The 18,275-nt window shown below is 71.3% G+C and carries 14 protein-coding genes; 10 read left to right on the forward strand and 4 right to left on the reverse strand.

What is annotated here, in order from left to right; translation table 11 throughout:
- Positions 1–52: 52 nt before the first annotated feature.
- Positions 53–958, reverse strand: a complete 906-nt coding sequence (locus RCO28_RS27485) for a 4-(cytidine 5'-diphospho)-2-C-methyl-D-erythritol kinase (RefSeq protein WP_308943959.1) — start codon at positions 956–958, stop codon at positions 53–55.
- A 239-nt stretch (positions 959–1,197) separates the two neighbouring features.
- Between RCO28_RS27485 and RCO28_RS27490 the strand changes: the two genes are divergently transcribed.
- The 6 genes from RCO28_RS27490 to RCO28_RS27515 are packed head-to-tail and all read left to right on the forward strand — an operon-like array spanning position 1,198 to position 7,349.
- Positions 1,198–2,439: a class I SAM-dependent methyltransferase gene (locus RCO28_RS27490; RefSeq protein ID WP_308943979.1), complete on the forward strand. Its 1,242-nt coding sequence runs from the start codon at positions 1,198–1,200 to the stop codon at positions 2,437–2,439.
- Positions 2,440–2,454: 15 nt separating this feature from the next.
- Complete coding sequence (locus tag RCO28_RS27495) at positions 2,455–3,243, forward strand: SDR family oxidoreductase (protein WP_308943960.1); 789 nt, start codon at positions 2,455–2,457, stop codon at positions 3,241–3,243.
- A 48-nt stretch (positions 3,244–3,291) separates the two neighbouring features.
- Positions 3,292–4,656 (forward strand): FAD-dependent oxidoreductase, encoded by a 1,365-nt coding sequence (locus RCO28_RS27500; RefSeq protein WP_308943961.1) that lies wholly within the window; start codon positions 3,292–3,294, stop codon positions 4,654–4,656.
- A 7-nt stretch (positions 4,657–4,663) separates the two neighbouring features.
- Complete coding sequence (locus RCO28_RS27505) at positions 4,664–5,773, forward strand: nucleotide disphospho-sugar-binding domain-containing protein (protein WP_308943962.1); 1,110 nt, start codon at positions 4,664–4,666, stop codon at positions 5,771–5,773.
- A 29-nt stretch (positions 5,774–5,802) separates the two neighbouring features.
- The gene (locus tag RCO28_RS27510; RefSeq protein WP_308943963.1) at positions 5,803–6,381 is read left to right on the forward strand and encodes a dTDP-4-dehydrorhamnose 3,5-epimerase; all 579 of its coding nucleotides are present in this window, start codon (positions 5,803–5,805) and stop codon (positions 6,379–6,381) included.
- Positions 6,378–7,349 carry a Gfo/Idh/MocA family oxidoreductase gene (locus RCO28_RS27515; protein ID WP_308943964.1) on the forward strand — a complete coding sequence of 324 codons (972 nt, stop codon included), beginning with the start codon at positions 6,378–6,380 and terminating at the stop codon, positions 7,347–7,349. The genes RCO28_RS27510 and RCO28_RS27515 overlap by 4 nt, the downstream gene beginning before the upstream one ends.
- A gap of 67 nt (positions 7,350–7,416) precedes the next feature.
- Here RCO28_RS27515 and RCO28_RS27520 read toward each other — a convergent pair whose 3' ends face one another.
- Both RCO28_RS27520 and RCO28_RS27525 read right to left on the reverse strand, forming a co-directional pair.
- On the reverse strand, positions 7,417–8,364 hold the full coding sequence (locus RCO28_RS27520; RefSeq protein WP_308943965.1) for an oxygenase MpaB family protein: 948 nt from the start codon (positions 8,362–8,364) through the stop codon (positions 7,417–7,419).
- 106 nt (positions 8,365–8,470) lie between these two features.
- The gene (locus RCO28_RS27525; protein ID WP_308943966.1) at positions 8,471–10,117 is read right to left on the reverse strand and encodes an FAD-binding protein; all 1,647 of its coding nucleotides are present in this window, start codon (positions 10,115–10,117) and stop codon (positions 8,471–8,473) included.
- Between the two features lie 237 nt (positions 10,118–10,354).
- Here RCO28_RS27525 and RCO28_RS27530 point away from each other — a divergent pair, with 237 nt between their 5' ends.
- Positions 10,355–11,248, forward strand: coding sequence for an NAD(P)-binding domain-containing protein (locus tag RCO28_RS27530; RefSeq protein ID WP_308943967.1), 894 nt, complete (start codon positions 10,355–10,357; stop codon positions 11,246–11,248).
- Between the two features lie 147 nt (positions 11,249–11,395).
- Here RCO28_RS27530 and RCO28_RS27535 read toward each other — a convergent pair whose 3' ends face one another.
- Positions 11,396–14,653 carry a BTAD domain-containing putative transcriptional regulator gene (locus RCO28_RS27535; RefSeq protein WP_308943968.1) on the reverse strand — a complete coding sequence of 1,086 codons (3,258 nt, stop codon included), beginning with the start codon at positions 14,651–14,653 and terminating at the stop codon, positions 11,396–11,398.
- A gap of 117 nt (positions 14,654–14,770) precedes the next feature.
- Between RCO28_RS27535 and RCO28_RS27540 the strand changes: the two genes are divergently transcribed.
- The 3 genes from RCO28_RS27540 (at position 14,771) to RCO28_RS27550 (ending at position 18,228) form a co-directional block, all read left to right on the forward strand.
- Positions 14,771–15,355, forward strand: a complete 585-nt coding sequence (locus RCO28_RS27540; protein ID WP_308943969.1) for an NAD(P)H-dependent oxidoreductase — start codon at positions 14,771–14,773, stop codon at positions 15,353–15,355.
- A gap of 145 nt (positions 15,356–15,500) precedes the next feature.
- Positions 15,501–17,105: an MFS transporter gene (locus RCO28_RS27545; protein ID WP_308943970.1), complete on the forward strand. Its 1,605-nt coding sequence runs from the start codon at positions 15,501–15,503 to the stop codon at positions 17,103–17,105.
- A gap of 145 nt (positions 17,106–17,250) precedes the next feature.
- Positions 17,251–18,228: an NADPH:quinone reductase gene (locus RCO28_RS27550; RefSeq protein ID WP_308943971.1), complete on the forward strand. Its 978-nt coding sequence runs from the start codon at positions 17,251–17,253 to the stop codon at positions 18,226–18,228.
- The last annotated feature ends 47 nt before the right edge of the window (positions 18,229–18,275 follow it).

Below are 18,275 nucleotides of genomic sequence, written 5' to 3' on the forward strand. Positions count from 1 at the left end.
CGGTAGTTGAGGCGGTGCCGCCGCGCCGGGCAACGCAGCCTTGAGGGCTTCGTCAGGTTCCGGAGGTCAGCACGGTGGCGCCGGGCGCGGGGCCGCTGGTGACCCGCACCGCCCGGCAGGTGCGCGCGGCCACGAGCGCCTCGGCCACCGACCGCGCCGACTCCTCGTCCTTCGCGAGGAACGCGGTGGTCGGGCCCGAGCCGGAGACGAGGGCCGCGAGGGCGCCGCCGTCCGTGCCTGCCGCGAGGGTGCGTTCCAGGGCGGGGAAGAGGGACAGGGCCGCCGGTTGGAGGTCGTTGCTCAGCACCGCGGCCAGGGCGGCCCCGTCACCGGCCCGCAAGGCCTCGATCAGCTCCGGGGAGGCCTCGGGGGCCGGGACGTCGTGGCCCTCCCACATGCGGTCGAACTCGCGGTACACGGCGGGGGTGGAGAGGCCGCCGTCGGCGAGGGCGAAGACCCAGTGGAACGTGCCGCCCACCTCCAGCGGCGTCAGCACCTCGCCCCGCCCCGTACCCAGCGCCGCCCCGCCGACCAGGCTGAACGGCACGTCACTGCCCAACTCGGCGCAGATGTCGAGGAGTTCGTCCCGGGAGGCACCGGTCCCCCACAGCGCGTCGCACGCCACCAGCGCACCCGCCGCATCCGCGCTGCCGCCCGCCATACCGCCCGCGACGGGAATGTCCTTCGCGATGTGCAGATGCACGTCGGGAGCCACACCGTGCCGTTCCGCGAGGGCGAGGGCCGCGCGCGCCGCCAAGTTGCCCCGGTCCAACGGCACTTGGCCGGCGTCCGGGCCCGAGCACGTCACCCGCAGCTCATCGGCCGGGGTCGCCGTGACCTCGTCGTACAGCCCCACCGCCAGGAAGACGTTCGCCAGGTCGTGGAAGCCGTCGGGGCGGGCGCCGCCCACCGCCAACTGCACATTGACCTTCGCCGGTACCCGTACCGTCACACTCACTGGCCCGCTCCCCGTTCTCCGCGACCTGCCGATGCGGCTCTCGATGTCAGCCCGCGTCCACGGCGGGAAACGCGGACCAGGGTAAGGCGGCGCCCTCCGTCCGGAGACCCGGAACCGGGTCGTCCGTCTGTTCCGCGCTGTCGAGGCGGGACGGCCACGGCGGACCTGACACACCCCCGGCCTTCGCGTTGAGCGGCGAACGGCCACGCCGACACTCTTCCTGCAGCGAACTGGCCGTGATGGACTCTCAAAGGAGCACGACTGTGGCCGATTGCCGGATATGCGGCGGTACCGTCGAGGAATTCTTCGATTTCGGCAGGCAGCCGGTCTCCGATTCGTTTGTGACGCCGGAGACCGCGGGGCAGGAATTCTATTTCCGGCTCGCCGTGGGCATATGTGGGTCGTGCACGATGGTGCAGCTCCTCGAAGAGGTGCCGCGGGAGCACATGTTCCACGAGGACTACCCCTACCGCTCCGCCATGTCGTCGATGATGAACCGGCACTTCGAGGAGTACGCCGGGCAGTTGCTCCGGACGGAGCTGACCGGCCCGGACCCGTTCATCGTCGAGATCGGTTCCAACGACGGCACGATGCTGAAGACCCTCGCCTCCGCCGGTGTCCGGCACTTGGGCGTCGATCCCTCCGCGCAGGTCGCCGACCTGGCCAGGGCGGCCGGTGTGCGCTCCCGCACCGCGTTCTTCGAGGAGTCGACGGCGCGGGAGATCGCTGCGGCCGACGGGCCTGCGGACGTCATCTTCTCCGCGAACACCACGAGCCACATCCCGTATCTGGGCTCGGTGTTCCGCGGTGTGGACGCCCTGCTCGCACCCCGTGGTGTGCTCGTCCTGGAGGACCGTCACCTCGGCGCGATCATGGAGCAGAACTCCTTCGACCAGATCTACGACGAGCACTTCTACCTGTTCTCCGCCACCTCCGTATCGGCCCTGGCACGCCTCCACGGATTCGCGCTCGTCGACGTCGAGCCGCTGGCGGTGCATGGCGGATCGATGCGCTACACCATCGCCCGCGCGGGCAGCCGGACCCCGTCACCGGCGGTCGAGGCCCTTCAGGACCGGGAGCGCGCGCAGGGGCTGACGGACCCGGAGACGTACCAGAAGTTCGGCGACCATGTGCGGCGTGGCTGCGCCGAACTGATGGAGCTGCTGGAGCGGTTGCGCGCCGAGGGCCGAACGGTCGTCGGGTACGGCGCCACAGCGAAGAGCGCCACCGTCATCAACTACTGCGGCATCGGCCCGGATCTCCTGCCGTTCATCTGTGACAGCACACCGGCCAAGCAGGGGCGCCTCACACCGGGCCGGCACATTCCCGTGCGGCCGCCGTCCGCTTTCTCCGATCCGTACCCGGACTACGCGGTGCTGTTCGCCTGGAATCACGCCGAGGAAATCATGGCGAAGGAGCAGGAGTTCCGTGACGCGGGCGGCCGCTGGATTCTCTACGTACCCGACGTCCACGTCGTCTGAGAAGGAGCACCTGAGATGAGTCAGGCGGGACGGTTCGCGGGCAGGAAGGCCGTCGTCACCGGGGGCACGCACGGCATCGGCAGGGCCGTCGTCGATTCCCTGCTCGCCGGCGGCGCCGAGGTGCTGCTCACCGGGAACGACAAGGCGAACATCGATACGGCCCGCGCCGAACTCGGGCCCCGCGCGCATGTGGTGCGCTCCGACGCCGCCGACGTGGCCGCGATCGACCGGCTGGGCACGGCGGTCGAGGACACCCTCGGTGGGGTCGACTTCGTCTTCGTGAACGTCGGCTACGTCAAGTTCGGCTCCTTCGGGTACGTCACCGAGGAGACGTACGACCGTATGTTCGACACCAACACCAAGGGTGCCTTCTTCACCGCTCAGCGGCTCGCGCCCCTGGTGCGGGACGGCGGCTCGTTCGTGTTCACGACGGGGGCCACCAGCGGTGCCGCGTATGTCGGCACCGGCGTCGGCACCGCCATGAAGACCGCGATCCGAGCGTTCTCGAGGATCCTCGCCTCCGAGCTGCTGCCCCGGAACATCCGCGTCAACACGGTCAGTCCCGGCTTCACCCAGACCCCGTCGATGGGTCACGCCGACCTCAGCGACGAGATGCGGGAGGCCAACCAGAGCGAGGGCGAGCGGATCACGCCCATGCGCCGCTTCGGCCGGCCCGAGGAGGTGGCCGCCGCGGTGCTCTTCCTCGGCTTCGACGCCACGTTCACCAACGGCGCGGAGCTGCCCGTCGACGGCGGCCTGGGCGAGGGCCTGGAGTGGCCGCACGGCGAGGTCCCCGAGCTGTGATCCGTACAGGCGTCCCCGACAGCAGCACCGACAGACGGAGGTAGAGAGATGACCGGTCGAGACCGAAAGCCGAGGACCGCCGTCATCGGTGGCGGCATGGCCGGCTGCGCCGCCGCCAAGCAGCTCATCAAGGCCGGCCACGAGGTGGTGGTCTACGAGTCGGCGGACGGGCTCGGCGGCCGCGCCCGCTCCTGGCACCGCCCGGAGATCGAACCCAGCGTCGGCATCAACCTGATGTACGTGAGCTTCTACTCGCTCATGACCGAGATGCTGGAGGAGTACGGCCTCAAGGACGATGTGATCCCGATCTCCGGGACCCTGTGGGTCTCCCACGGGGGCAAGGTCGCCCCGCTCGACCCGAGCAACCTGATGACCCTGGCGAAGTATCCGCACGTCTCGGTCCGCGACCGCGTCCGGTTCTTCCTCAGCACCCTTGCGCAGGTCCGGCGCAAGGAGAAGCTCGATATGTTCGACCCGGTGAAGGCCGCCGAGCACGACGACGGCGACTCCGCCGCCGACTGGGGCTACCGCCAGCTGTCCCGTCGCGGCTTCGACTATCTGATGCGCCCTCAGGTCGAGGGCTTCTGGAACTTCGCCTGCGAAGAGGTCTCCGCCGTCCACGCCCGCTCCCTGCTCGCCTGGATGGGCGGATCCGGCTTCTACGTACTGCCGAACGGCATCCAGGTCATCGCCGAGAAGAACGCCGCCGGCGCTGAACTCCGGCTCTCCCACGAGGTCACCGGCATCCACACCGAGGGCGGTCGCGAGGGGGGTGTGCGGATCACCGCGGCGGGACCCGACAAGGACCCCGTGACCGACAGCTTCGACGGCGTGGTCGTCGCCACCCCCGCACCGGCCGCCGCCAAGCTCGTCGCCGACCTTCCCGCCACGACCGTCAGCGACGGGATGCGGTCCTACCTGGAGACCCAGCGGTACGAGCCGGCGATCTCCGTCTCGTTCCTCGCCGAGCCCGGGACAGTGCGCCCCGAGGCACACATCCTCGCCGGCGGCCCCGACGACCCGCCCCTGCGCAACATGATCACCTACCCGCGCAAGGTGCGGGACGAGCAGGGCAACCTCGTCGACAAGGTCCTTGTGTTCGCCTACCCGGGCCGCGCCATCACCCGCCGCCTCCTCGGCCGCCCGCCCGAGGAGCAGTTCGCCGAGGTCGCCCCGCTGCTGAGCACGCTGTGGCCCGGCTTCCCGGTGGAGAGCGCGGAACCGTTCCACATCGCCGAGCGCCCGCTCGCCTTCCCCATTCCCGCGCCGGGCCGCTACCGCCTCTCGGCCGGGCTGGTCGAGGAGCAGCGATCCCCCGTCGTCTTCGCCGGCGACTACTTCAACTCGCCCACCACGGAGGCCGCGATGCTCTCCGGGACCAGGGCCGCCGAAGCGCTCACGAAAGCAGGTTGACCAGCCGATGAAGGCCCTGTTCATTCCCGGCAACAGCCCCTACCCGGTCTTCGCTCACGCGCCTCTGGCCTCGGCCGTCCGCAATGCGGGCCACCAGGTCCTCATGGGCGGAATCCAGTGGGTGCTGCCGAACATCGCCGGCGTCGGGCTGCCCGCCCTGCAGATCTCCCCCATATCGATGGAGGAGGTCGGTGCGTTCATGGGCGGCGTCCCCGACGACCCGGACGAGTACGCCAAGGCCGTCGGCAGCATCTATGCCGAGGTGGCGCGCGACAGCGTCGAAGCGGTCCTCGACCTCGCCGCTCACTGGCGCCCCGACATCGTCGTCGGCGGCGGGATGTTCTACACCGCGCCGCTGCTCGCGCACCACCTCGGCATCCCTTCCGTACGCCTGGAGTGGGATCGCATCGACACCCGGATGTACGACCCCGGGGCGCGGGCCGTCCTGGCGCCCGTACTCGACGAGTTGGGCCTGGACCGGCTGCCGGAACCCGACCTGTGGCTGGACGTCTGCCCGCCCGGCCTGCGCCCCGACGACGCGGTCCCGGCGCAGCCGATGCGCTGGGTGCCGGGCAATCCGCAGCAGGCTCTGGAGCCGTGGATGTACACCAAGGGCGACCGTCCTCGGGTCTATCTCACCGCCGGTACCCGCCTGTTCAGCGGGGACGCTCTGCACGAGCTGGCCACGAGCATCATCGGTCTCGGTGTCGAGGTCGTCATCGGGGCTCCGGAGAACGTGGCCGCGGAGCTGCGCGAGGCGCTGCCCGAAGCCCGCATCGGCTGGGTGCCGCTGGACATCCTCGCGCCCACCTGCGATGTCATCGTCCACCACGGCGGTGGCGGAACCGACATGACCTGCCTCAACGCCGGTGTGCCGCAGCTGATCGCGCACCCCGAGTACCCGACGGCCGCCGTGCGTTCGGTCGATGCGTACGGCGCCGCCATCCTCGTCACGGAGGGCGGGCAGGACGAGGTCGTCGCCGCCTGCCGGCGGCTGCTCTCCGATCCCTCCTACCGGGCTCGGGCCCAGGAGCTGTCCCGTGAGATCGAGACGATGCCGCTGCCGCACGAGGTGGTCCTGAAGATGGAGAAGCTCGTCGCCGCGCACGCGGCCTGACCGGCACGGGACGAGGAAGGGAGAGCCCAGTGCGCATCGCCGGTACGGCGATTCCGGGGGCGTACACCGTCACCCCGCAGCTGCTGCCGGACGAGCGGGGCCGCTTCTACGAGAGCATGCGCGCCGACAAGCTGGAGGAGGTGACCGGCGAGCCCTTCGTGCCCCGGCAGGTCAGCTACTCGGTGTCGCACCGGAACACGCTGCGGGGCATCCACACCGTGCGGATCCCGCCGGGCCAGGCCAAGTACGTGACCTGTGTGCGGGGGGCGCTGCTCGACGTCATCGTCGATCTGCGCATCGGCTCCCCGGCCTTCGGCAGGCATCATGCCGTCACTCTCGACGCGGAGTCCGGCCGCGCCCTCTACATCCCGGAGGGGGTCGGCCACGGCTTCCGGACGCTCGCCGACGACACCTGCATCTGCTATCTGATGTCGACGGTGTACGCGCCGGGCACTCAGATCGACATCAACCCGCTGGATCCGGCCATGGACCTGCCGTGGGAGCTGACCGAGTCTCCGCTGATCTCCCCGCGGGACCTGGCCGCTCCCACGCTCGCGGAGACCGTCGCGGCCGGCGTCCTGCCGCACTACACGGAGGGGCCGGTGTGACGGAGGAGATCGCGATCGGTGTGCTGGGCTGCGCCGATATCGCCAGGCGGCGCATGCTGCCCGCTTTCGCGGCCTGTCCGGACCTCCGGGTGGCGGCGGTGGCGGGCCGCGATCCCGCCCGCGCCGAGGAGACCGCGGCGCCCTACGGTGCCAGGGCGGTCGCCGGGTACGAGGCGCTGCTCGCCGACGCGCGGATCGATGCCGTGTACGTTCCGCTGCCGCTCGCGCTGCACGAGCGGTGGGTGCGGGCGGCCCTCGACGCCGGCAAGCACGTGCTGGCGGAGAAGCCCCTCACCTCGCGGGCTCGGGGCACCGTCGAGCTGTTCCGGCTGGCCGAGCGGCGGGGGCTGGCCCTCGTCGAGAACGTGATGTTCGTGCACCACAGCCAGCACGCCGAGGTGCGCCGGCTGGTGGGCGACGGTGCGATCGGTGAACTGCGCGGATTCCGGGCCGAGTTCACCGTGCCCCGCCGCCGTCCGGACGACATCCGGTACAGCCCGGAACTGGGCGGGGGCGCGCTGTGGGACACGGGCGTGTATCCCCTGCGCGCCGCACTGCATCTGCTCGGGCCTGAACTGGAAGTGGTGGGCGCCGCCGGGGCGGCGGCGCCCGGTATCCCGGTGGATTCCTCGGGCGCTGTTCTGCTGCGTACGGAGGCGGGGGTGTCGGCCCAGCTGAGCCACGGGCTCGACCATGCCTACCGCAGCTCGTACGAACTCGTCGGCAGCACCGGCCGGCTCACCCTGGACGCTGCATTCACTCCGGCCGCCGACCACCGGCCGGTGATCCGGCTGCACGGTGCGAAGGGCCTCCGCGAGTTCACCCTGCCCGCCGACGACCAAGTGGCGCGCACGGTCGCCGCGTTCACTGCCGCGGTACGCACGGGACGCGCCCCCGCGCAGGCCGTCGACGCCTCGGTCCGGCAGGCACAGCTCCTGGACACGGTGGCGGGCCTGACGGCCGCCTGACCTGTCGTACACGCAGCTCTCCCCGCACCCGAACTCCGGGGCGGGGAGAGCTGCGTGTACGTACAGGTCAGGCGGCGGGATCGGGAGCGGACCTCGCTGCGGTGGTGTGGGCAGGGCCCAGGTCCTCCACGCGGTAGTCGGCCTGCGGGAAGCTGGGGCTCGGCATCGGGTCGGGAATGGGGCTCTCCAGGACCGGGGGCCGGCCGCGTTCGCGGGCCGCGCGTATCCGGAAGGCCGTGTCGACGAGCAGCTGCCGGAGCCGGGACGGCTCGCGCACCCCGAACGCCTTGCGCATGGCGGGGGTGATGAGGGCGGGCATCGCCGCCTTGGCGAGCCTGCGGCCGAGCGGGCGCAGACGTGCGGGCAACCCGCCCACCAGGGGCTCGATCACGGTCGGCTCCAGCGCCTGCCAGAGCCTCGCCGCTTCGGGGGAGTACGTGAAGTGCTTCTCCACGTACGCGTCGTGGAATCGGACCAGGCCCTCGTACGAATCGGGGATGTTCTTGATCCCCATCAGCCTGCCCTGCTCCCTGTTGTGCAGGTAGGCGGCGACGCGTTCCTGCCGGCTCGGCTTGCGCCAGGCGTAGCGGTCCAGCCAGCGGATGGGAATGATCATGCCGGTGGCGAGGACGAACAGGAACTCGTCGTTGCTGATGGACCATTGCTGGTGCTCGTCGCTGATGTGCCGGACGGCGTTGGCGTGGATGCGGTTCATCTGCCGCACCGCGGCGAGGCCGCGCGGGTCCTTGAATCCGTACCGGACCATCTGGATGGCGAGCAGTCCGAAGTGCTCCATCCGCCGCTGGGTGTTCTCGGTGATCTCGCCGGTGCGCACCAGCAGGGCGGCCATGTGCGGCGGGGCGACGCTGCTGGCCGTGGCGATGGCACCGGCCACGCCGAAGTCCCACGTGAACTCGTAGCCCATGTCCAGCCACCAGATGTGGGTGTACTTCTCCTCGACGTCCATCCGCTCGATCTGCCGCAGCCGGTCGTAGCGCGCGGGGTTTCTGGTCATGCCGCGGTCCCTCTCCTCGTCACCGAGGAATCCCCGACGCCCTGTTCCTCGGTGTCGGGGATTCCTCGTCCGTCATGGTGCGGCCGTCCCGTCAGGGCTCACGGCCTCACTTCGGCAGCCGGATGGACAGCCGGTGGTTGAAGAAGTCCTTCGGGTCCCACTTGGCCTTGGCCTGCTGCAGCTTCGGGTAGTTGTCCTTGTAGTACAGCTCGTGCCAGGGGGTGTCGGACTTGTTCCACGCGGGGTCGGCGACGTCGCTGTCCGGGTAGTTGATGTAGCAGCCGTCGTTGACGTCGTCGGGCACGGGGACGCCGCCCGTCTCCTTGTACATCTCGGAGTAGATCTGGCGGGTCCAGGAGATGTGCGGGTCGTCGTCGGCCTCGTCGAACCAGTGGATCTCCCAGAGGATCTGGAAGATCGCGTCGCGCTGCGGGAAGGCCGTGGCGTCGGCGGCCACGTCGCCGACCTTGCCGCCCAGCGAGGTCAGCACCATCCAGGCCAGGTCGAACTCGTTCTCGTAGCCGGCCTCGACCATGTTGCGGTAGAGGCCGTCGATCTGCGTCTCGGTGAACGGCTTGCGCAGGTAGGCCGAGCGGTGCTCGCCTCGCAGGGTCGGGTTCATGAAGACGTCGCCACGGCCCGCGTTGAGTTGGTACGTGCGCAGATAGGTCTGCCGCTGGACCTCCACGGGCGTGCGGGTGTCGCCGCCGACGGCCTTGTTCATGTCCTCCATGTAGGCCTTGATCAGCTGCTCACTGCGCGCGTCCGCGCCGTCGAAGTACGCCCACAGCTCGATGCGCCCCTTCGTCCTGCCGGGGAAGAACGACAGGTAACTGCCGAGCTTCCGGTACTCGTTGCCCTCGTCGCTGTTGTCCAGGTGCCACTGGCCGTGCGCGTTGATGAGGTTGCCGAGGTCCTTGCGGCTGACCTTGTCCCACGGCCAGACGAGGTGGGCGGTGAGCACGTGCTCCGACGGGACGGGCAGCAGCTTCTGCGGGTCGCGGCCGGTGGCTCCCGGCGCCCGCATCCAGTAGCGGGTGATGATGCCGAAGTTGCCGCCGCCACCGCCGGCGCACGCCCACCACAGGTCGTGGTTCGGGTCGTCCTTCTCGCGGGTGGCGACGACGCTGCGGACCTTCCCGTCGGCGTCGACCACGACGACCTCGACGGCGTACATGTTGTCGACCGTCAGGCCGAGGCTCCTGGAGTACATGCCGACGCCGCCGCCGGTGACCTGGCCGCCGGCCGCGACGAGGGGGCAGTAGCCGGAGGGAAGGGTGACTCCCCAGCCGCGGTAGAGGAGTTCGTACATCTCGCGCAGCTTGACCCCGGGCTCGATCATGAAGGCGCTGCGGTTCTCGTCGAACGTGACCTCGTTCATGTAGGTCATGTCGATGATGACCTCGACCTCGGCGTTGTACACGAAGTCCTCGTAGCAGTGGCCGCCGCTGCGCACCGTGAGCTTCTTGCCGCCGTCCACCGCTTCCTGGACGGCGGCGACCACCTGGGCGGTGGTCGTCGGGAAGCGCACCTGCTCCGGCTGGGCCGTCCAGCGGTTGTTGTACCCGGACGTAATGTCCGCGTACTGCGGGTCGTTCGGGCCGGTGGTGAGGATCTTGGAGAGGCCCTTGGAGTCCGTGGCGGCCCGCGCCGAGGTCGTGCCCCACTCGGTGAGACCGGCGGCACTGCCCACGGCGACGGCCGAGCCCGCGCCCAAGGCCGCCATGAACTTCCTTCTGCTGTGCTCCGACATGATTCCTTCCCTAGATCCTCGGGAACGTGGGTACGAGCGCCGACCGGTACAGGAATGAACCGCCACTCTCGGTCGGTCGACAGCGTGCCTCGAAGATCTCGGCCGGAAAGGCTCTGGCGTTCGACTCTGTCAGGTTCCCCCGACCTGACATACAACGCGGGACGCGGCCTCGCGCGCGGGCCCGGGCACCTATCGTCGGTGGACCCGCAGCATTCGTTCGGCACAGAAGGGAACAGCATGACGGCAACGACGACCGGCAGCTCCACAGACGCAGTCGGCCAGGTCACCGTGCTCGGTCTCGGTGAAATGGGATCGGCGATCGCCAAGACGTTCGTCGACCGCGGATACCGCACGACGGTCTGGAACCGGACTGCGAGCAAGAGCGCTCCGCTGGTGGAGGCCGGTGCCACCGCCGCCGCGACGGCGGCCGAGGCGGTGGCTGCCAGCCCTCTGGTCGTGGTCTGTCTGCTCGACAGCACCGCCGTCGACGAGGTGCTGGCCTCCGTCGAAGCGGCGGTCGAGGGCAAGGTCCTGGTGAACGTCACCAGTGGCTCGGCCGGCCAGGCGCGGGTCAACGAGCGCTGGGCGAGCGAGCGCGGCGCCGAGTACATCGACGGCAAGATCATGGGTGATCCGCCGTACGTCGGCACGGACCACATCATGTTCCCGTTCAGCGGCTCCCGCAGCGCGTTCGAGGCCCACGAGCCGACGCTGAAGGAGCTGGGCGGCATCGCCTATCACGGCGAGGACGCCGGCCTGGCCGCCGTGGAGTTCATGGGACAGGTCGCCGTGGCCTACGAGTTGCTCATCGGCTATCTGCACGTGCTCAAGCTGGTGCAGGCCGAGGGTGTCGACGTGGTGGAGTTCGCCGAGCGCATCGCGGGCTCGGTGGCCATGTACCCGTCGCTGCTCACCTCGATGGGCAAGGCCGTCAAGAGCGGCGAGTTCCCGCCCGACCTGGGTTCGCTCGACGTCCAGGCAGCGCTGATGGACGACATGATCGAGCACCGCGAATCCCTCGGTGTGGAGGCCGTCCGGATGCGGGAGGTCAAGGAACTGATGGACCGTCGCATCGCGCAGGGCCACGGCGACCAGGGCTTCTCGGGCCTGTTCGCGCTGCTGGGGAAGTGACAGCCGCACCAGTGCGGTGACGCGGGGTGCGGGCATCGGGATCGTGTGGCGATCCCGGTGCCCGCACCCCGTTCTGCGCTGCGCGGTACGGGAGTTCCGCAACCCGCGTGCACGGGAGGCGCCGTGCGCCCGGGCCGCCGGTCCCGTTCAGTGGCTGCCCGTCAGCGCCGGGTCCCCGAGGGCGTCGGCGACGCTCATCGCCTCGCCCCGCGCGTACGCGGCGTCGAACCGGGTGTCGTCCAGGGCCGTCCGGGCGCGCTTCTCGATCCGGGCGATGTCGCCCCGCTCGCCCTCCGGCAGCGGTGCCCCGACCGAGCGCCGGGCCGCCGCCGCGACGCCGAGGAGCAGGGCGGCGTTCTCGGCCTCGCCGGTGAGCGCCCGTGCGCCGGCCAGGCCCTCCAGGCACAGGGCGATCGACCGCGTGCCGGAACCGCGCGCGGCGGCGAGGGCGTCGAGCTGCAGCTTCAGGGCCGTGTCCGGCTCGCCCCGCAGCTCGGCCACGAAGCCCAGTTCGACCAGGATCAACGGGGGCGTCTCCGGCTCGTAGCCCATCTCCCGATGGATCTCGAGTACGTGCAGCATGTGGGTCTCGGCGGCGTCCAGGTCGCCCTCGCGGCGTGCGCCCATGCCGAGGCCGATCTCGGCGTACTGCTCGCCGAACTTGTCCGCCTGGCCGACCGCCAGGCGCCGGGCCCGCTCGTGGAACTCGCGCGCCCGCGGGTAGTCGTGGGTGAGCAGGGCGATCCGGCCGATCCCCGCGAGCTGGGAGGTCACCTGCGGCCACAGTTCCAGGTCCTCGGCCATCCGCAGGCCCTCGCGGCGGAGCCGTCCCGCCTTGTCGTACTCCCCGCGCACCTCGGCCAGCCCCTGCAGCTGTGCCATCGCCCGCAGTTGGCCCCACTGGTCGCCCAGTTCCCGGAACAGCTCCAGGCTGTGTTCTCCGTGCCGCAGCACCGCGTCGAGGTCCCCGCCGAGCTGCGCGTGGAACGAGCGGATGGCGAGTGCCGCGGCGGCACCCCAGCGGTCGCCGAACGACCGGAACGTGGTGAGCGCGGATTCGTTCAGCTGCCGGCTCGGCGCCGGGTCCCCCACGCCGTACAGGTTGGACGCCACGAACCACTCCGCCCGGGCCCGGCCCAGCGGGTCGTCGACGTTCTCGTACGCCTGCAGTGCGCTGCGGTACTCGCTGACCGGGTCGGAGCTGCCGCCGAGCAGCAGCCGGAATCCGCCGAGCCAGCCCGATGCCTTGGCGACCAGGGGCGGCGGGGCGTCGCCGGCGGTCGACAGGGCCTGGGTGAGGGAGCGTTGGGCCTCGCCGTTGCGGCCCCGCAGGTACCAGTACCAGGCCAGCGCGTTGACCAGGCGCAGGGCTCTCTCGCCGTCCCCGGCGCGTACGGCGCTCTCCAGGGCGGAGCGGAGGTTCGCGTTCTCGGCGTCCAGGCGGCGCAGCCACTGGCGTTGGCCGTGTCCGCGCAGGTTCGGTTCGGCGCGCTCGGCCAGCTCGGTGTAGTAGCCGCGGTGGCCGCGCTGCAGGGCCGCCGACTCGTCTGATTCCGCGAGCCGTTCGGAGGCGTATGCGGCGACCGATTCGAGCATCCGGTAGCGCGGGCCTTCGGCGCCGTCGGTCATGACGAGGAGTGAGCCGTCGACGAGGCGGGCCAGGAGGTCGAGGACGTCCGCGGCGTCCACGTCGGCCCCGGCGCAGAGCTGCTCGGCCGCGGTGAGCGTGCAGCCGTCGGAGTGGACCGCGAGGCGGCGCAGCACCGCCTGTTCCCGGTCGCCGAGGAGTTCCCAGCTCCAGTCGATCATGGCGCGCAGGGTGCGCTGGCGTTGCGGGGCGCCGCGTGAGCCGACCGCGAGGAGGTGGAAGCGGTCGTCGAGCCGGGCCGCCAACTCAGCTACGCCCAGGGCTCGTACGCGGGTCGCGGCCATCTCCAGGGCGAGGGGGATGCCGTCGAGGCGGGTGCAGATGGACACGACGGCGTCCAGGGTGTGCTCGTCGAGGACGAAGCGCGGGGCCGCGGCGGTGGCTCGGGCCACGAACAGTTCGACGGCGCTGAACTCGCGTACGTCCGCTGCGCTCAGGCCCTCGGTGGAGTCCGGCCGGCGCAGCGGAGGCACCTCTTCGAGGCGTTCGCCGGTGATGCCGAGCGGGACCTGGCTGGTGGCCAGGATGCGCAGGGCGGGGGCTGCCTTGAGGAGTCGCCCGGCGAGTTCCGCGACGGGCTCGGCGACGTGTTCGCAGTTGTCGAGGACGAGGAGGGCGGGCCGGCCGCCCAGGGCGTGGGCGATGCGCGCCGCCAACTCGGGGAGTGCGTCGCCGGGTTGTGCCGTGTCGTCGCGCAGGCCGAGGACCACGCGGACGGCGTCGTGCACGTCGGTGCGGCCGGGTCCGGAGGCGGTGGGCGCCGGGTCGAGGGCGGCGAGCTCCACCAGGTGGACGCCGCCGGGGAAGGTCTCGTCGAGGCGGCCCGCGGTGGCGAGGGCGAGCTGGGTCTTGCCGACGCCGCCGGGTCCGGTGAGCGTGACGAGCCGGTGGGTGGCGAGCAGCGAGCGCAGTTCCCGGACCGCCTCGTCGCGGCCGACCAGTTCGGTGAGGGCGGCCGGGATGGTGCTCGGCGGGCGGGCCGCGGAGGTGGCGGGGGACGGCGGGGCGACCAGGGCGGGGTCCTGGGCGAGGATCGAGCGGTGCAGGGCGGTCAGTTCGGGGCCCGGGTCGATGCCGAGCTCGTCGACGAGCCGGGTCCGCAGGTCGGTGTAGCCGCGCAGCGCCTCGTCCTGCCGGCCGGCCAGGTACAGCGCCCGTATGTGGGCGGCGCGCAGTCGCTCCCGCAGCGGGTGCAGCACCACCAGGTCGCTCAACTCGTCGGCGACCAGGGCGTGTTCGCCGAGGTCCAGGCGGGTGTCGGCCTGGTCCTCGACGGCGGTCAGGCGCTGTTCCTCGAGGCGGGCCGCGACGGGGCGGGTGAAGTCCTCGTCGGCGAAGTCGGCGAAGGCGGGGCCGCGCCAGAGGGCGAGTGCGTCGGCCAGCAGGGCGGCCCGCGACCGGGGTTCGGCCTCTGCGCGGGCGCGGGCGAGGAGGTCCTGGAAGCGGTCGGCGTCGACCATGTCGGGGCCGGTGCTCAGCTCGTACCCCGGCGCGCGGGAGGCGACCAGGGAGCGGCCTCCGGGCTCGGCGGCCTCCAGGGCGCGGCGCAGCTGCCACACCTTCGTCTGGAGTACGCCCTGCGGGTTGTTGGGGAGCTTCTCGCCCCACAGGTCCTCGATCAGCCGGTCGGCGGAGACCGGGCCGCCGCGGTGCGCCAGGAGATAGGCGAGCAGGGCGCGGACCTTCAGCTCGGGGACCCTGACCTCCGCCCCGTCGGCCGTCCACACCCCTAGCGGTCCCAGCACCCCCAAACGCATGCGACCAGGCTATCCGACTCCTCTCGGCGGGCCGAGAGGAGACCGAGAGCGGGCCGGGAGGGGTGGCGCGCAGAGTGTGATTCCGACGGAGTCCCGGCGTCCAGGAAGGAGCCCCCCATGCCGGATCGCAAACTGAACCTGGCCGTGGTCATCGGCAGTACCCGTTCCGGCCGCTTCGGGCCCGTGCCCGCCCAGTGGATCGCCGCCGAGGCGGCGGGGCGGGACGACTTCGACGTGGACGTGATCGACCTGGCCCAGGTGTGGCTGCCCGATGTGCTGCCGCAGAGCTTCGACGGTTCGCTGCCGCCCGCCGTGCTCGACCTCTCCCCCTGGCTGACCCGGGCCGACGCGTTCGTGATCGTCACGCCGGAGTACAACCACAGCTTCCCGGCCTCGCTGAAGAACGCCATCGACTGGTACGTGGACGAGTGGAAGGCGAAGCCGGTCGCGTTCGTCTCCTACGGCGGTGTCGCAGGCGGCGTGCGCGCGGTGTCCGATCTGCGCGCCATCTTCCCCGAACTGCACGCCGTCACCGTCCGGGACGCCGTCTGCTTCCCCCACTGCCGGGAGAAGTTCGATGCCGAGGGCAACCCCAAGGACCCCGAGGGCTGCGCCGCCGCGGCCAAGGCCATGCTCGACCAACTCTCCTGGTGGGCCCATGTGTTGCGCGACGCCCGCGCCCACAAGCCGTATCCGGGCTAGTCCCGCACACGTACGTACGTAGGCACCGCACCGCACCGCACACCTCGCTCGTGCCGCACGCACAACACCCGCAGAACCCGCAGAACCCGCAGCACCCGCAGCACCCACCGACACACCCGGTTTCAAGCTCCCCGGAAGGATTCCCATGTCTTCGAACGCCCCCGAGGCTCCCGTCCGGAAGGCCGGGTCACGGGAATGGCTGGGGCTCGCCGTCCTGGCCCTGCCCACCCTGCTGATCTCGCTTGACCAGAGCGTGCTCTACCTGGCGCTGCCGCACCTGGCCGAGGGGCTGCAGCCGACCGGCACGCAGACGCTGTGGATCATGGACATCTACGGCTTCCTGATCGCCGGATTCCTGATCACCATGGGCACCCTGGGTGACCGGATCGGCCGCCGCAAGCTGCTGATGATCGGTGCCGTGGCCGTCGGCCTCACCTCGGTCGCGGCCGCGTACTCCACCAGCGCCGAAGGGCTGATCGTCACCCGCGCCCTGCTGGGCATCGCCGCCGCGACGCTGATGCCGTCCACGCTCGCCCTGATCAGCAACATGTTCCAGGACCCGCACCAGAAGGGCCGGGCCATCGCCGTGTGGGCCAGCTGCTTCATGGGCGGCACCGCGCTCGGCCCGGTCGTCGGCGGCACGCTCCTCGAGTACTTCTGGTGGGGCTCGGTCTTCCTGCTCGGCGTGCCCGTGATGGTGGTGCTGCTGATCGTCGCGCCGCTGCTGCTGCCGGAGTACAAGGACCCGAACGCCGGCCGGATCGACCTGCCCAGCGTGCTCCTCTCGATGGTGTCGATCCTCTCGGTCATCTACGGCCTGAAGGAGCTCGCCCGGTACGGCTTCGAAGCGCTGCCGCTCGCCGCGATCGTGGTCGGTGTGGCCGTCGGCTGGGTGTTCGTGAAGCGGCAGGGCAAGCTGGAGCACCCGCTGCTCGACCTGAAGCTGTTCCGGGTGGCCACCTTCACCGCCGCGCTGCTGATCCTTATGGTGTCGATGCTCGGCACCGGCGGCGGCTACCTGTTCATCACCGGCTTCCTGCAGATGGTGGAGGGTATGTCGCCGATGGAGGCGGGCCTGTGGATGGTGCCTGCCGCAGTCGCGTCGATCCTCGCCGCCCAGGTGGCTCCCGCCCTCGCCCAGCGCTTCCAGCTCGGCACCGTGATCGGGGCGTCCCTGCTCATCGGCATGACCGGTTACGCGATGCTCGCCTTCGTCGACCCGGTCGCCGGGCTGCCGCTGCTCCTCGCCGGCTTCGTGATCATCTTCATCGGTGTCGGTACGTTCGGTGCGCTCGGCACCGGCATGGTCGTCGGGTCCGCGCCGCCCGAGCGGGCCGGCTCCGCGGCCGCCCTCTCCTCCATCAGCGGTGACCTGGGCACCGCCCTCGGTATCGCCACACTCGGCAGCCTCGGCACGGCCGTCTACCGCGGCTCGGTCGAGCCGCCCGCCGAGGTCCCGGCCGGTGCCGCCGACGCCGCCGGAGTCAGCATGGAGGAGGCCCTCAACGCGGCCCGCACGCTTCCCGGCGACGCCGCCGACAGCCTGCTGACCGCCGCCGAGGACGCCTACACCAGCGGGCTCAACGCGATCGGCGTCGCCTGCGCCGTCATCACCGCCGTCAGCGCGACCATCGCCCTGACCATGCTGCGCAAGCGCCGCGCGGCCGGCGGCTCCGACGACGTACCGCCGCAGGAGCAGGAGAAGGAGACGGTGGACCGGGAGGCCGAGAAGTCGCTGTCGGCCACCTGACAGACGCCCGTACGACGACCCGACGCCGGTCCCGCGACCTTCCTCGCGGGGCCGGCGTTCCGTCGGTCCCGGCCCGGGGGCGGAACTGACAGAGTGTGCCGCGCGGGGCCGACCGGGGCGGCCGGGCCGGGGCACAATCCGGCCTATGTTTGCCGCGTACATCGAAGAGTTCGGCCCGCCGGATCTGATCCGCTACGGCGAGCTGCCCGCCCCCCGGCCCGGACCGACCGACGTGCTCGTGGACGTCGAGGTCAGCGCCGTCAATCATGTCGACACCTTCGTCCGCTCCGGTGCCTGGCGCACCGACGTACCGCTGCCGTTCGTGATCGGCCGCGATCTGGTGGGCACCGTCGCCGCGACCGGCACCTCGGTCGTGGGCTTCTCGCCCGGTGACCGGGTCTGGTGCAACAGCCTCGGCTACGGCGGCCGTCAGGGCGCCGCCGCCGAGCAGGCCCTGGTCGCCGCCGACCGGCTCTACCACCTGCCCGACGGGGTCGCGGCCGCCGGCGCCGTGGCCCTGGCCCACCCGGCGGCCACCGCCTACCTCGCCCTGTTCACGCACGGCAGGCTCCGCGTCGGCGAGACCGTGGTGGTCCTCGGCGCGGGCGGCAACGTGGGCAGCGCCCTGGTCCTGATGGCCGCGCGCGCCGGCGCCCGGGTCGTCGCCGTGGCCGGTGCGCACAGCGCCGACCACGTACGGGCCCTGGGCGCCGCGGAGTTCGTCGACTACCGGGACCCCGACGTCGCGGGCCGTATCCGTGCCGCGGCCCCGCAGGGGGTCGGCATGTACCTGGACACCTCCGCCCGCAACGACCTGACGACCGCCGTGGACCTGCTCGCCCGGCGCGGCCGGATCGTGCTGCTCGCCGGGATGACCACAAGCCCGGTGCTGCCCGCGGGCCGTCTGTACGTCAAGGACTGCTCGGTCGTCGGCTTCGCCATCTCGCAGGCCTCCGCGGACGAACTCGCCGAGGCCGCACAGCACATCAACCGGCTCCTCGCCGACGGCTCGCTGCGGCCCGCCGGGGTCACCGAGATGCCGCTCAGCGAGGCGGCCGCGGCGCACCGCCTCCTCGACGAGGGCAAGGCCCGCGGAAAGGTCGTGCTGCGTACGGGCACATGACACGACGACGGGCGACGGCCCGGTGCGCAGCGCTGCGCACCGGGCCG

The organism is Streptomyces sp. LHD-70 (assembly GCF_031157275.1).
Lineage (GTDB): Bacteria > Actinomycetota > Actinomycetes > Streptomycetales > Streptomycetaceae > Streptomyces.